Consider the following 13,870-nt stretch of genomic DNA (forward strand, 5'->3'; position numbering starts at 1 on the left):
CCGCATCGAGGACGTTGCCGTGGTGCTGCGTGCCTACCCGCTGGGGGAGGCAGATCGCATCCTCAGCCTGCTCACCGAGGAGAACGGCGTGGTGCGGGCCGTGGCCAAGGGCGTCCGCAAGCCGTCGTCGCGGTTCGGGTCCCGCTTGCAGCCGCTGAACCACGTGCACGTCGTGATGTACGCCGGGCGCAGCCTTGCCACGATCAGCGCGGTGGATTCGGTGCGGTTGTACGGGTCGCTGATCGCCGGGGACTACGTCCGCTGGTCGGCAGGGCATGTCCTGGCCGAGGCGACCGAACGGCTGGTCAGTGAGGAGATGGAGCCGGCGAGGCCGCAGTACCGGTTGCTGATCAGCGGGCTGGCCGCCCTGGCCGATCAGCAGCGCGACCCGCGGTTGGTCATCGATGCGTTCCTCCTGCGCTCGCTGGCGACCGGGGGCTGGGCGCCGAGTTTCTCGGATTGCGCCCAGTGCGGTGCCCAGGGCCCGCACCCGTGGATCCACCTGGCCTCCGGCGGTTCGGTGTGCCAGGACTGCCGGCCCGCCGGCGCGGTGTCGATCAGCCCGGCGACGTGCGCCTTGCTGGGAGCGCTGCTCAGCGGTGACTGGGACCTGGCCGGGCGGGCGGGAACGACAGCCCGGCGGGCGGCGTCCGGCGTGGTGGCCGCGTACCTGCAACTGCACCTCGAGCGGGATCTGCGGTCGTTGCCCATCGCAGACAAGGCATGGTTGTCGGAACTGTCCGTGAAGCTCACCGCAGAACAGGATGTCGTCGCGTGAAGATCCCGCCCCCGCACGCCAGTGGTGCCACGCCGCCGCCGCTGACCCCCGATCAGATCCCGCAGCACGTCTCGTTGGTGATGGACGGCAACGGCCGCTGGGCGCAGCAGCGCGGGTTGCCGCGTACGGCGGGGCACGAGGCGGGGGAGGCGAGTCTGCTGGACTGCGTGCACGGCGCGCTGGAGTTGGGCATCCCGTGGTTGTCCGCCTATGCGTTCTCCACGGAGAACTGGAAGCGGTCGCCGGAGGAGGTGCGCTTCCTCATGGGTTTCAACCGCGACGTCATCGCGCGCCGGCGCGACGAGATGAACGAGATGGGCGTGCGGGTGCGCTGGGCTGGCCGCCGGCCGAGACTGTGGCGCAGCGTGATCCGGGAACTGGAGATCTCCGAGCAGATGACGGCCCACAACGACCGGCTCACGCTCACCATGTGCGTCAACTACGGCGGCCGGGCCGAGATCGCCGACGCGGCGGCGGCAATCGCCCGCGATGCCCGCGCCGGGCGGCTGGATCCCGACCGGATCACCGAGAGGACCGTGGCCAGGTACATGTACCAGCCGGCGATGCCGGACGTCGACCTGTTCGTGCGCAGCAGCGGCGAGCAGCGCACCAGCAACTTCCTGGTCTGGCAGTCGGCCTACGCCGAGATGGTGTTCGTGGACGCGCTGTGGCCCGACTTCGACCGCCGGCACCTGTGGTACGCCTGCGAGGTCTACGCCGCGCGTGAGCGCCGGTACGGTGGCGTCCCCCGGCCCCCGGCCTGAGGCCTCACCCCGGACGGTCGCTGCTGCTGGGGGTGACCAAGGGGCAGTCCTGGTGGTCGGCCACCTGTGCGGCAGTGTCGAGCAAGCCCTGGAGCAGGTCGTCCTCGGGGGCCGACTCGGTGAGGGTGTCGACGGGTATAGGTGTGGTCTGGCTGCCGGCGGCCGCCCGGCGCACCGCGGGCTCGGCGTCGAGGGTGAAATACAGCGCGTCCACCGGGTCGCGCTGTGGGTCCCAGGAGATCAGCGGCACCTGGTCGAAGGCGTAGGCACGGGCGAAGTACGTCAGCACCGGTGCCTCGACCACCAGCGTCGCTATGCGGCAGGGGTTCAACTCCTCCTGCAGTCGCTGATCCACCTGCAGCGACTCGTTGCGCACGGAGAACGCCCGCAACCCGTAGAACTGGTAGGCCTCGAACGGGGTGGGGCTCACCTCGCTCATGGCCTTGCCGAGGGTCTCGGCCATCGTCGCCACGTTGACCGGGTCGAACCAGACATAGGGTCCTTGACCTCGGGGTCGCGGGGGCTGGCGATCCGGCTGACGTCGTCGGTGAGGTCCACAGCCTGTTCCTCGGGCAGGTCGCGCACGGCTGCGTCGACCCGCGCGTCGAGGCCCGGGACGTACACGAACAGGTCGGCGTCGCTCGTGGCGACCTCGTCGGCATCGATGCGTTCGACCTGCGCGCCGTCGCCGCCGACCTGTTCGGCCAGCCACGCTGACGGGAAATCGACGGCTGCCACCCGCAGCGCGGGGGGAACCCCGGCGGATGCTGTGGGATCTGCACCGTCAGCCACTCCCCGGGTGCATCCGGCCAGCGCGAGGGCGGCCACCAGGCCTGCCACCAGGGGCGCGGGCCTCATCCCCGGCCGGAGGCGCGCAGTGCGGCCGCGCCGAAGACCAGACCCACCGTGACCACGCGCATGATCCGGGAGCCGCCGGGCAGGACCGGCCAGGACAGGGCCACCAGCCACAGCAGGAACAGCCCGAGGATCACCAGCAGGATGCTGCCGATCGCCGGCGGTAGCAGCAGGCCGGCGACGAGCAGGGCCGCCATACCGATCACGACGAGCGCGCGGGGAACCCGGTTGAGCGTCTGCAGGGGGCCGCGGCTGAGGTCCTCGAAGCGGGTGCGGGCGTCCGAGGGGGGCTGGGGACGGCTGTGGCTCATGCGTCCATGGTCGCGCACGACTGCGCGCGGACTGCAGGTAGGGAGTGTGCGGACCGGGCCGGTGGGGCCCCTCGGTAGCCTGGAATGCGTGCCTATCGATCGTGTGGATTCCGTCGTCAACCTCAGCAAGCGCCGCGGGTTCGTGTTCCCGTCCTCGGAGATCTACGGGGGCACGCGCTCGGCCTGGGACTACGGTCCGCTCGGCGTGGAGCTGAAGGAGAACATCCGCCGTCAGTGGTGGCAGTCGGTCGTGCGCGGTCGCGACGACGTCGTCGGCCTGGACTCCTCGGTGATCCTCGCTCCGCAGGTGTGGGAGGCGTCGGGTCATACCCAGGCCTTCGTGGATCCGCTGACCGAGTGCAAGAAGTGCCACAAGCGCTGGCGGGCCGACCAGTTGATCGAGGCGGACGAGGAGAAGCACGGACGCCCCCCGGAGAACGGACTCGGCGACATCGTGTGCACCAACTGCGGCACGCGTGGCGAGTTCACCGAGCCCGCGACTTCAACGGCATGCTGCGCACCATGGTCGGCCCGGTGGAGGACGCTGGAGCCCTGCACTTCCTGCGCCCCGAAACGGCCCAGGGGATCTTCGTGAACTACCTCAACGTCCTGAACACCTCCCGGCGAAAGCCCCCGTTCGGCATCGGCCAGACCGGCAAGTCCTTCCGCAACGAGATCACGCCGGGCAACTTCATCTTCCGCACCCGTGAGTTCGAGCAGATGGAGATGGAGTTCTTCGTGCAGCCGGGCACGGACGAGGACTGGCATGAGTACTGGTTGCAGAACCGGTGGGACTGGTACACCGATCTCGGGATCGACCCGCAGAACCTGCGCTTCTTCGAGCACCCCCAGGAGGCGCTGTCGCACTACTCGAAGCGCACTGTGGACATCGAGTACCGCTTCCGGTTCGCCGGTTCTGAATGGGCTGAACTGGAGGGCATCGCCAACCGGACCGACTTCGACCTGCGGACGCACTCCGAGCACTCCGGCACGGACCTGACCTACTTCGACCAGGCCACCGGCGAGCGCTACGTCCCCTACGTGATCGAGCCCGCCGCCGGGTTGACCCGCTGCGTGCTGGCCTTCCTGCTCGACGCGTACGCCGAGGACGAGGCGCCGAACACCAAGGGCGGCGTGGACAAGCGCACGGTGCTCCGGTTCGACCCGCGGCTGGCTCCGGTCAAGGCCGCGGTGCTGCCACTGAGCCGGCATGCCGACCTGTCGCCGAAGGCCCGCGACCTCGCCGCGGCGCTGCGCAGGCGGTGGAACGTCGACTTCGACGACGCGGGGCAGATCGGCCGCCGGTACCGGCGGCAGGACGAGATCGGCACGCCGTACTGCGTCACGGTCGACTTCGACACACTGGAGGACGAGGCCGTCACCGTGCGCGAGCGGGACAGCATGGTCCAGGAGCGCATCGGCATCGATGCGGTGGAGTCGTGGCTGGCGCAACGCCTGCCGGCGTGCTGAGCGTCGCCGGCACGACGCTGGCCGCCCCGGTGGTGCTGGCGCCGATGGCCGGCATCACCAACCGCGCCTTCCGCCGCCTGTGCCGGGAGTACGGCGCGGGCCTGTACGTCAGCGAGATGGTCACGTCCCGCGCCCTGCTGGAACGCAACGCCGAGACCCTGGCGATGTGCAGCTTCGACGACGAGGAGTCGCCGCGCTCGATCCAGCTCTACGGGGTGGACCCGGACGTGATGGCCGCGGCGGTGCGGATGGTCGCCGAGGACGACATGGCCGACCACATCGACCTCAACATGGGATGCCCGGTCCCCAAGGTCACGCGCAAGGGCGGGGGAGCGGCGCTGCCGTGGAAACTCGACCTGTTCGCCGCGATCGTGCGGGCAGCGGTTCGCCACGCCGATGGCCGCCCGGTCACGGTCAAGATGCGCATGGGCATCGACGACGACCACCTCACCTACCGCGACGCGGCTCGCATCGCAGCCGATGAGGGTGTGCACTGGGTCGCCCTGCACGCCCGGACCGCTCAGCAGATGTACTCCGGGCAGGCGCAGTGGGACGCCGTCGCGAAGCTTGGTGCAGGACCTCGCGCCGCTTCCGGTACTGGGCAACGGCGACATCTGGACCGCCCAGGACGCGGTCGAGATGATGGCAACGACGGGGTGCGCCGGCGTGGTCATCGGCCGGGGCTGCCTGGGCCGGCCCTGGTTGTTCGGGCAGTTGGCGCACCGGCTCGCGGGAGCTGCGGCCGTACCGGATCCGACGGTGTCGCAGGTGTGCGACGTACTCCGCAGGCACGCGGGACTGCTGGTGGAGAACTTCGGCGAGCACAAAGGCTGCCAGGAGATCCGCAAGCACATCGCGTGGTACTTCAAGGGCTACGCGGTGCGCCAGCACCTTCCGACTGGACCTGGCACACGTGAGTTCGCTGACCGAACTCGACGATCTCCTCGGCATGGTCGCCGAACGCGGACCCGGAACAGGTGCCACCGCCGGACGTGCTCTCCGGCCCGCGCGGACGGACCTCGCGGCTCAAGCAGGTGGCGCTGCCCGAGGGGTGGCTGGACAGTCGCAGCACCGGCGATCGAGGAACGCGAAGTGGTGGCCGGGGCCCGGAACTGGCGGTGAGCGGCGGCTGAGGGTCTGGCGGCGCGGTTTGTCCACACGCGAACAGACTCATACACAACCTTGAGGCCCGATCCGCGCCGCGTCTGCCACACTTGAGCACATGTCCGCCCCCGCTCTTCCGCTGCGCACCGCCACGCGCACGCGTACCCGGCCGCGGACCACCAAACGCTCCCGTTTCGTGGGCTTCCTCGTCGTCCTGATGCTGCTGGCAGTGGTGGCCGTGGTAGCTGACGCCCTTCTACGCGGGTTGGCGGGTGATCTCCTCCGGCGCTGTCGACGACCGGCGCGCCACGGATGCGATCGTGGTGCTCGGTGCGGCGCAGTACAACGGCAAGCCGTCGCCGGTGCTCGAGGCCCGCCTCGACCATGCGAAGGTCCTCTACCGGCAGTCCGTCGCACCACGGATCGTGACGGTGGGCGGGAAGCAGCCGGGTGACCGTTTCACCGAAGCCGGCGCCGGGGTCATGTACCTGACCCGCAACGGAGTACCTGCCACAGACGTCTCCGCGGTGACTGTGGGTCACGACACCAAGGACAGTCTGCTGGCGGTGGCCAGGATGGCTGACCGTGAGGGGTGGCGCAGCGTCACGCTGGTGTCCGACCCGGCACATATGGCCCGCGTCGCGGCGATCGCCAAACACCTGGGCTTCCAGGCCCACCTGAGTCCCACCCGCAAGGGCGACGGCACCGTGCTGACCCCGGAGTACGTGGCACGGGAGACCGCCGGACTCCTGGCGTTCGAAGTCGTGCAGCAGTGGGACACCCCTGCGCCGCTGGACTGAGATGACCCGCTACGGCCCCCAGGACCACGAGCGGTTCGTCGCCGAACCGCGATATGCCGGGCGCAGTGACTTCGCCCGCGACCGGGCACGCGTGCTGCACAGCGCGGCGCTGCGCCGACTGGCGGCCAAGACCCAGGTCCTCATGGCGGGGCAGGACGACTTCCCGCGCACGCGCCTGACCCACACGCTCGAGGTGGCGCAGATCAGCCGTGAACTCGGCGCCTCCCTGGGGGCCGATCCCGACGTCGTGGACACAGCCGGCCTGGCCCACGACCTCGGGCACCCGCCCTTCGGCCACAACGGGGAGGCGACCCTCGATGCCCTCAGCGCGGACATCGGTGGGTTCGAGGGGAACGCACAGAGCATTCGGGTGCTGACCCGTCTGGAGTTCAAGGTGCTCGCCGAGGGCCGCAGCGCAGGGCTCAACCTGACCCGCGCGAGCCTGGATGCGGTGATCAAGTACCCGTGGCCCCGCCGGGATGGCAGCACGAAGTTCAACGTGTATGCCGAGGACCGGGAGATCTTCGACTGGGTGCGGGAGACCGCCCCGGGGTCCCGCCGCTGTTTCGAGGCGCAGATCATGGACTTCGCCGATGATGTGGCCTACTGCGTGCACGACCTCGAGGATGCGATCGTGTCGGGGGCGTTCTCCCCGCCGGATCTGGGGCGCGCGGATGTGGTCGAGAAGGTGGTGGAGGCGTCCGCCTCCCTCTACGCCCCTGGCACCCCCCCGGGGGATCTGCTAGCCGCTGTCGGCCGGGTGGTGGGCCTGGACGCCTGGCCGCCGGACCACGACGGCTCCGCGCGCAGTCTGGCCGGGTTGAAGAACATGACCTCGTCGCTGATCCGCCGGTTCTGCACCGCAGCGCAGGAGTCGACCCGGGCCCACCATGGCGATCAGCCCCTGACCCGCTACCGGGCCGACCTCGTGGTGCCGCCCAGCACGCTGGCGGAGGTCGCGGTGCTCAAAGCGATCACCTACGTCCACGTGATGGCTGACAACGAGTCCCGGTACGCCTGGGAGCGAGAAGTCGTCACAGACGTGGTGAGGGGTCTGCTCGCCGGGCGCCGACCGTTGCAGACCCCGTTCCAGCAGGCCTGGGAGGCGACCGCGGATCCCGGGCGAAGGCTGCGGCTCGTGATCGATCAGGTGGCCTCCCTCACCGACCTGTCGATCGTGCGCTGGCGCGAGGAGCTGGCCTGACTCGTGGGGGTGCGGCGACGCTCCGGCGGGCCGTCCCGGAGTGCGCGCTGGGTGCAGCGGGGAGCGATCGAACCGGTCCGCTGGCTGCCGCGGGCGGGGAAGAGTGCGCGCTGGCTGCAGCGGGGAGTGATACGTACGTTGGGGAGCGATCGAACCGGTCCATATGGCTCCCGCCCTGAGGCAACTCTCCCGCCTTGGGCTGCGGTGGTCCCGGAGTGCGCGCTGGCTGCAGCGGGGAGTGATACATCCGGTCCGCTGGCTGCCGCCGGTGTCCGGGGGGGGGGGGGGGGGGGGGGGGGGGGGGGGGGGGGGGGGGGGGGGGGGGGGGGGGGGGGGGGGGGGGGGGGGGGGGGGGGCCTGGGGGGGGTCCCGGAGTGCGCGCTGGGTGCAGCGGGGAGTGATACGTACGGTCCGCTGGCTGCCGCCGGTGGCCCGGAGTGCGCGCTGGCGGCAGCGGGGGGATAATCCGGTCCTGGGCGGCGGCCCGGAGGCGGGGGCGGGGAGTGATACATCCGGTCCGCTGGCTGCCGCCGGTGGCCCGGAGTGCGCGCTGGGTGCAGCGGGGAGTGATACGACCGGTCGGCTGCCTGCCGCCGGCGGGGGAAGAGTGCGCGCTAGTTGCAGCGGGGAGTGATACGTACGTTGGGGAGCGATCGAACCGGTCTTTATCGCTCCCGCCCTGAGGCAACTCTCCCGCCTTGGGCTGTGGCGGTCCCGGAGTGCGCGGGCGCCGGCCCCAGAAGGGGTCAGCGTGGCGCGCCTGTGGGTAACGCCGGGCGCGGGGACGAACCCGACGTACGATCGGCCTGTGGCACGCATACTCCCGGAGGACATCGCAACGGTCCGGGAGCGCGCTCGCATCGATGAGGTGATCTCCGACCAGGTGACCCTCAAACCCGCCGGCGGGGGATCGTTGAAGGGCCTGTGCCCGTTCCACGACGAGCGCAGCCCCTCGTTCCACGTCACGCCGGCCAAGGGCCTGTACCACTGCTTCGGCTGCCAGGCGGGCGGCGACGTCATCGACTTCGTCATGAAGACCGACATGGTGACGTTCTCGGAGGCGGTGGAGAAACTCGCCGCCCGGTTCGGGGTGACCCTGCGCTATGCGGAAGGCGGGTCGGGCCGCACGAGTCAGCAGGGGCAGCGGACGCGGCTCATCGAGGCCAATGCGGCCGCGGCGGAGTTCTTCCGGACCAACTTGGAAGCCCCGCAGGCCGCTCCGGCCCGCGAGTTCCTCGGGCAACGACTCCTGGACCCGGTGCCGTTCGGCGTGGGATTCGCGCTGCCCGGCTGGGACAACCTGGTGAGGCACCTGCGGTCCAGGGGCTTCACCGACAACGAGATCGTGATGGGCGGCCTGGCCCTGCGAGGCAACCGCGGGCCGTACGACCGCTTCCGCGGCCGGATCGTCTGGCCGATCCGGGACCTCTCCGGGGAGGTCGTCGGGTTCGGCGCCCGCCGGATCATGCCCGACGACGACGGACCCAAGTACCTGAACACGCCGGAGACGCCGGTGTACCACAAGTCGCAGGTCCTGTACGGCGTGGACCTGGCACGCAAGCAGATCGCCCGCAGCCAGCAGGTCGTGATCGTCGAGGGGTACACCGACGTCATGGCCTGCCATCTCGCCGGGGTCGACACTGCCGTGGCGACCTGTGGCACGGCCTTCGGCGAGGATCACGTGAAGATCCTGCGGCGACTGCTGCTCGATCAGGACGAGCATCGCGGCGAGGTGATCTTCACGTTCGACTCCGACGAGGCCGGCCGCAAGGCCGCACTGCGGGCGTTCGATGTGGACCAGAAGTTCGTCGGGCAGACCTTCGTGGCGGTGATCGACGAGGGCATGGACCCCTGCGACTTGCGGATCGCGCGTGGCGATGAGGCGGTGCGCGACCTCGTCAGCAGCCGGATCCCGCTGGCCGAGTTCGTGATCCGCTCGAAGATCGACGGCTTCGATCTCGACAGCGCCGAAGGACGGACGAACGCCGTGCGCGCCGCAGCGCCGGTGATCGCGTCGATCCCCGACCGGATCCTGCGCACGGAGTACGTGCGACTGCTGGCCGGTTGGACGGGGGTTGAACAGGCCCAGGTGGGAGACGCGGTCAGGAATCAGGGCGGGAAGAAGTCCACCGCGCCGGGGCTGCCCACTGGTGTGGCGCCTGTGGACGACCGGGACCCAGCAGGATCGGTCGAACGCGAGGCGCTCAAACTTGCGCTGCAGTACCCGGAACTGGTGAGCCAGTGGTTCCCCAGTGTGCGTGCGGCTGCGTTCACCGGGCAGGTCTACGGCCGGGTCTATGCGGCCGTGGCGGCGGCCGGTGGGCCTCCGGAGGATGCAGACGAGCAATGGATCACCCGGGTGCTTGAGAACTGCCCGGACGACGAAGTCCGCGCCGGCGTTCGGGCCCTCGCCGTCGAGGCGCCCCGCCAGTTGTTCGGCGACGACCATGCCGCAGTGGATCCGCGGTTCACCGAGAACGTGTTCTCCCGCCTGCTGGAACTCGACGCCGGCCGGCGGCTGCGGGAGGCGAAGGGGCGGCTGCAGCGGATCAACCCGGTGGAGTCCGAGGACGAGTACCGGCGTGCCTTCGCCGACGTCCTGGCCCTCGAGCAGTACCGCCGCGGGCTGCGGGAGGTGCTGGTGGGCGGCTCATGATCCGCAGGGTGCCGGCGGAGGTGAAGCAGCGGGCAGCCGGTGAGAAGGCGCTCGCCTGGGCGCCGGTGGCCGGCGACTGGATCGTGGCCACCAGGGACCGGTTGTTCCTGCCGCTGGCAGAGCCACTGGCCTGGGACGAGGTGATTCGCGCGGCGTGGGACGCCCCGGTGATGCAACTGCAACTGCCCCAAGGGCCGTACCGGCTGGTCCTGGAGAACCCTGGCGCGATCCCCGAGGTCGTCAACGAGCGGGTCAAGGCCAGTGTCGTGATCCAGCACCACGTGCCGCTACAGGGGGACCTGGGCGTGCGCATCGTGGCGCGCCGGCGCCCGGGCGCCTCGGAGGTGACGTGGCGGGTGAGCTTCGACGCCGGACTGGATCCGCGGGACCCCGGCCTGCGGGCAGCGGCCGACGCCGCACTGGCGGAACTGCGCGCCACGCTGGGATTGTGAACCCCTGCACGCCCGCGGGCCTCACCCGCGGCTAGCATCTGGCCATGACGCAGGATCCGCACGACAACCTCCCCGAGCCCAGCGGTGCCACGCAGTACGAGCAGGAATGGCTCGAGCCGCAGGTCCAGACCTACGACGTCGCGGGGGTGTTCGCCAGGGCGATCACGACCGTGGCGGTCCTCACCGGCGTTTTCGGCCTGATCATGCTCATCTGGCCCGGAGCCACCGTGCGGGTCGTGGCGATCCTGTTCGGGCTGTGGCTGATCCTGTCCGGCGTCGTGATGCTGGTGCAGGCGCTGGCCTCCCGGGGTAGCGGGCTGCTGCGGGTGCTGCTGGGCGTCGGCGGGTTGCTGTCACTGGTCATCGGCGGTGTCTGTGTGGTCAACGGCGACGCGTCCGTGAGGATTCTGGGCCTGTTCGTGGTGATCGGATGGATCGCCCACGGCCTGGCCTACCTCGTGGTCGGCATCCGCAACAAGTACTCGCCCAGCCGCAGCTTCTACCTGTTCTTCGGCATCTTGCAACTGGTCCTCGCCGGGTTGGTCATCGCCTGGCCCAACGAGACCGTCACCGTGCTGGTCAGGGTCATCGCGATCGGCCTGCTGCTCACCGCCGCGTTCGGCCTGTGGGCCGCCCGCCAGGTGCGCAAGGGTGCCGCCGGTCAGGGGAACATCGTCGTGATCGAACAGCAGTAGCCGTGCTGCTGCTCCATGAACCGCCCCTGGTCGAGGAGTATGTGCGGCTGCGGCGGGAGTCCGGCCTGACCCCCCGCACCCCCGAGGAGGCCAAGCCCGCACTGCAGAACTCCTGGGCCTGGGTACATGCCCGCATCGATGATCAGGCGGTGGCCATGGGCCGGGTGATCGGTGACGGTGGCTGGTACTTCCACATCGCGGACATGGCCACCCTCCCCGCGTATCAGCGCCGCGGCCTCGGGCGGGCGGTCCTGCAGGCTCTGCTGGACCGCATCCACGAAGCGGCCCCGGGCACGCCGTGGGTCACGCTGTTCGCCGACGCACCCGGGGTGCCGTTGTACCGGAGCATGGGGTTCGTACCCAGCGGGTGCCAGGGGATGGAACTGGCCCGGCCGGAGTCCGCGATGATGGACCCATGGATGCCGCCGACCTGACCCTCGCCGAACAGATCAGCCTGCTGTCGGGAAGTACGTTCTGGCGCACCGAGCCGTTGGCCGATCGCGGCGTGCCGAGTGTCATGGTCAGCGACGGCCCCCACGGGATGCGGGCGCAGACCGGCGACGGGGAGCACCTCGGGCTGCTCGGCAGCGCGCCGGCCACCTGCTTCCCGACGGCGGCGACCCTTGCGAACTCCTGGGACCCCGAACTCATCGAGCAGATCGGCGCGGCGGTCGGCCGGGAGGCGCGGGCGCTGGGCGTCAGCGTGGTGCTGGGCCCCGGATTGAACATCAAGCGGCACCCCCTGTGCGGACGCAATTTCGAGTACTTCTCCGAAGACCCCCTGGTGGCCGGGGTGCTGGCCTCGGCGATGGTCCGTGGCATCCAGAGCCAGGCGGTCGGAGCCTGCCTGAAGCACTTCGCGGTCAACAACCAGGAATCGCACCGCTTCGTCGTGGATGCGATCGTCGATGAGCGGACACTGCGTGAGATCTACCTGGCCGGGTTCGAGTACGCGGTGACCACCGCTCGGCCGTGGACGGTGATGGCCGCCTACAACCTGCTCAATGGCGAGTACTGCTGTGACAGCAGCGCCCTGCTGACGTCGATCCTGCGCCGCGAGTGGGGCTTCGACGGATTGGTCATGAGCGACTGGGGTGCCGAGAACGACCGGGTGTCCGGCGTGCGCGCGGGCATGGATCTTGAGATGCCCGGCAACGGTGGGGTCTTCGACGGTGCGGTTGCGGCCGCCGTCGAGGCAGGCGCTCTCGAGTCCGAGCGGGTGGAGGTGTGCGCACAGCGGGTCCTCGCTCTCGTCGAGCGCAGTCCGCGCGGCCCGGCCGCCGCTGCCGACTTCGACGCCCACGACGCACTGGCCCGGCGGGCGGCTGCCGAGAGCAGTGTCCTGCTGGTCAACGACGGGCTGCTGCCACTCGCTGACGGCCGGCGGATCGCGGTGGTGGGAGCCTTCGCCGACCAGCCCAGATTCCAGGGCTCCGGCAGTTCGCTGGTCAACCCGACCAGGGTGACGACGGCCCTGGATGCCTTCGCCGAGCGCGGTATCGAGGTGGCCTACGCGCCGGGCTACGATCCGCAGACCTCGGCCGTCGATGACGGGCTCATCGCCGAGGCCGTCGCGGTCGCCCGGTCCGCCGACGCCGTGGTCCTGCTGGCGGGTCTGCCCGGCGCCTACGAGAGCGAAGGATTCGACCGCGACGACATGCACCTGCCCCGCCAGCATGAACGCCTGATCAGCGCGGTCTGTGGGGCCAACCCGCGCACGGTCGTCGCCTTGTCGAACGGGGCGCCGCTGGAGATGCCATGGGTGGGTGAGCCGGCGGCTATCCTGGAGTGCTACCTCGGGGGCCAAGCCAGCGGCGCAGCCCTCGTGGACGTGCTGCTCGGCGAGGTGGAACCCGCGGGTCGCCTGGCCGAGACCTTCCCAGTGCGTGCGACCGATGTCGGCAGTGATCCGTTCTTCCCCGGTGAACCTCATCAGGTGCAGTACCGCGAGGGGCTCAGCATCGGATACCGCCACTTCACCACGACCGGGATCGAGCCGCTGTTCGCGTTCGGCCACGGCCTCGGGTACACGAGCTTCGAGCTGGGGGAGCCCACGGCGCCGGCGGACCTGGCACCCGATGAGTCGCTCACGGTGACGGTGCCGATCCAGAACGCCTCGGAGCGTGCCGGCAGCACGGTTGTGCAGGTGTACCGGCACGACCGCACCGGCCGGGTCACCCGGCCCCGCCGCGAACTCGTGGGCTTCGCCAAGGTCCACCTCGACGCCGGACAAGCGCAGGAGGTGGAGATCACGGTCCCGTGGCGCGGCTTCGCCTTCTACGACGTCGCCACGCACGGATGGGCCGTGCCTCGGGGCACCCATGCGCTGGAGATCGGCTTCTCGAGTGAGGACATCGCGCACACCTGCCTGGTCGAGGTGGCCGGGGACTTCACCGGTCACCATGCCGACGAGCCGCACATCGCCTACTCCGTTGACTCCTTCGAGCGCCGCCTGGGCCGTGCGATCCCACCCGCGCGCCCGGTGCGGCCGTACAGCAGGGTGTCCACGATCGGCGAGATCTCCGGCAATCCGCTGGGCCGCCTGGTCCGCACCGCGGTGCTGCGGTTCAGCGGGTATCACGACGAGCAGGACCCCACGACGGCAAAGATGATCGAGCGCTCCCTGGACGAGATGCCGCTGCGCGGGGTCGCGCTGCTCGGTGGGGGCAAGGTGAATCTGGGGACTGTCGACGGCCTGGTGGACCTGCTGAACCGGCGGCCTGACCGGATGGTGCTGCGGCTTGGGCGCGCCCTGATCGCGATGCTCCCGGGTCGCTGACG

General features: G+C 70.3%; 12 protein-coding genes and 2 pseudogenes. 11 read left to right on the forward strand and 3 right to left on the reverse strand.

Annotation, left to right across the window (positions count from 1 at the left end):
• The first annotated feature begins 4 nt into the window (after positions 1 to 4).
• On the forward strand, positions 5 to 778 hold the full coding sequence (gene recO / locus IPG68_06470) for a DNA repair protein RecO (GenBank protein ID MBK6762929.1): 774 nt from the start codon (positions 5 to 7) through the stop codon (positions 776 to 778).
• A complete protein-coding gene (locus tag IPG68_06475; protein MBK6762930.1) occupies positions 724 to 1,542 on the forward strand; it encodes an isoprenyl transferase in 819 nt (272 codons plus the stop codon). Before recO ends, IPG68_06475 begins: the two co-directional genes overlap by 55 nt.
• A gap of 4 nt (positions 1,543 to 1,546) precedes the next feature.
• Here the strand turns inward: IPG68_06475 and IPG68_06480 are convergent, their stop codons facing one another.
• From IPG68_06480 to IPG68_06490, 3 genes are read right to left on the reverse strand one after another with little or no spacing between them, the layout of a single operon-like run.
• Positions 1,547 to 2,005, reverse strand: a complete 459-nt coding sequence (locus IPG68_06480; protein MBK6762931.1) for a hypothetical protein — start codon at positions 2,003 to 2,005, stop codon at positions 1,547 to 1,549.
• Positions 1,978 to 2,400, reverse strand: a complete 423-nt coding sequence (locus IPG68_06485) for a hypothetical protein (GenBank protein MBK6762932.1) — start codon at positions 2,398 to 2,400, stop codon at positions 1,978 to 1,980. Before IPG68_06485 ends, IPG68_06480 begins: the two co-directional genes overlap by 28 nt.
• Complete coding sequence (locus tag IPG68_06490; protein MBK6762933.1) at positions 2,397 to 2,708, reverse strand: hypothetical protein; 312 nt, start codon at positions 2,706 to 2,708, stop codon at positions 2,397 to 2,399. The genes IPG68_06485 and IPG68_06490 overlap by 4 nt, the downstream gene beginning before the upstream one ends.
• Here IPG68_06490 and IPG68_06495 point away from each other — a divergent pair.
• The 9 genes and pseudogenes from IPG68_06495 to IPG68_06535 all read left to right on the forward strand — a co-directional run bounded on the left by IPG68_06495 (position 2,707) and on the right by IPG68_06535 (position 13,868).
• A pseudogene (locus IPG68_06495) lies at positions 2,707 to 4,178 on the forward strand (glycine--tRNA ligase). The gene IPG68_06490 and the pseudogene IPG68_06495 sit on opposite strands and share 2 nt — an antisense overlap.
• Positions 4,179 to 4,222: 44 nt before the next feature.
• Positions 4,223 to 5,311, forward strand: a pseudogene (gene dusB, locus IPG68_06500) (tRNA dihydrouridine synthase DusB).
• A 243-nt stretch (positions 5,312 to 5,554) separates the two neighbouring features.
• Positions 5,555 to 6,082, forward strand: a complete 528-nt coding sequence (locus IPG68_06505; protein MBK6762934.1) for a YdcF family protein — start codon at positions 5,555 to 5,557, stop codon at positions 6,080 to 6,082.
• A 1-nt stretch (position 6,083) separates the two neighbouring features.
• On the forward strand, positions 6,084 to 7,286 hold the full coding sequence (locus IPG68_06510; protein MBK6762935.1) for a deoxyguanosinetriphosphate triphosphohydrolase: 1,203 nt from the start codon (positions 6,084 to 6,086) through the stop codon (positions 7,284 to 7,286).
• Between the two features lie 808 nt (positions 7,287 to 8,094).
• On the forward strand, positions 8,095 to 9,942 hold the full coding sequence (locus IPG68_06515) for a DNA primase (GenBank protein ID MBK6762936.1): 1,848 nt from the start codon (positions 8,095 to 8,097) through the stop codon (positions 9,940 to 9,942).
• Positions 9,939 to 10,394, forward strand: a complete 456-nt coding sequence (locus IPG68_06520) for a hypothetical protein (protein MBK6762937.1) — start codon at positions 9,939 to 9,941, stop codon at positions 10,392 to 10,394. The genes IPG68_06515 and IPG68_06520 overlap by 4 nt, the downstream gene beginning before the upstream one ends.
• 44 nt (positions 10,395 to 10,438) lie before the next feature.
• Positions 10,439 to 11,089 carry a DUF308 domain-containing protein gene (locus tag IPG68_06525; protein MBK6762938.1) on the forward strand — a complete coding sequence of 217 codons (651 nt, stop codon included), beginning with the start codon at positions 10,439 to 10,441 and terminating at the stop codon, positions 11,087 to 11,089.
• A 2-nt stretch (positions 11,090 to 11,091) separates the two neighbouring features.
• Positions 11,092 to 11,523, forward strand: a complete 432-nt coding sequence (locus tag IPG68_06530) for a GNAT family N-acetyltransferase (GenBank protein MBK6762939.1) — start codon at positions 11,092 to 11,094, stop codon at positions 11,521 to 11,523.
• Positions 11,505 to 13,868, forward strand: coding sequence for a glycoside hydrolase family 3 C-terminal domain-containing protein (locus IPG68_06535; GenBank protein ID MBK6762940.1), 2,364 nt, complete (start codon positions 11,505 to 11,507; stop codon positions 13,866 to 13,868). The genes IPG68_06530 and IPG68_06535 overlap by 19 nt, the downstream gene beginning before the upstream one ends.
• Positions 13,869 to 13,870 lie beyond the last annotated feature (2 nt).

The organism is Micrococcales bacterium, from assembly GCA_016703125.1.
Lineage (GTDB): Bacteria > Actinomycetota > Actinomycetes > S36-B12 > UBA10799 > JADKAV01.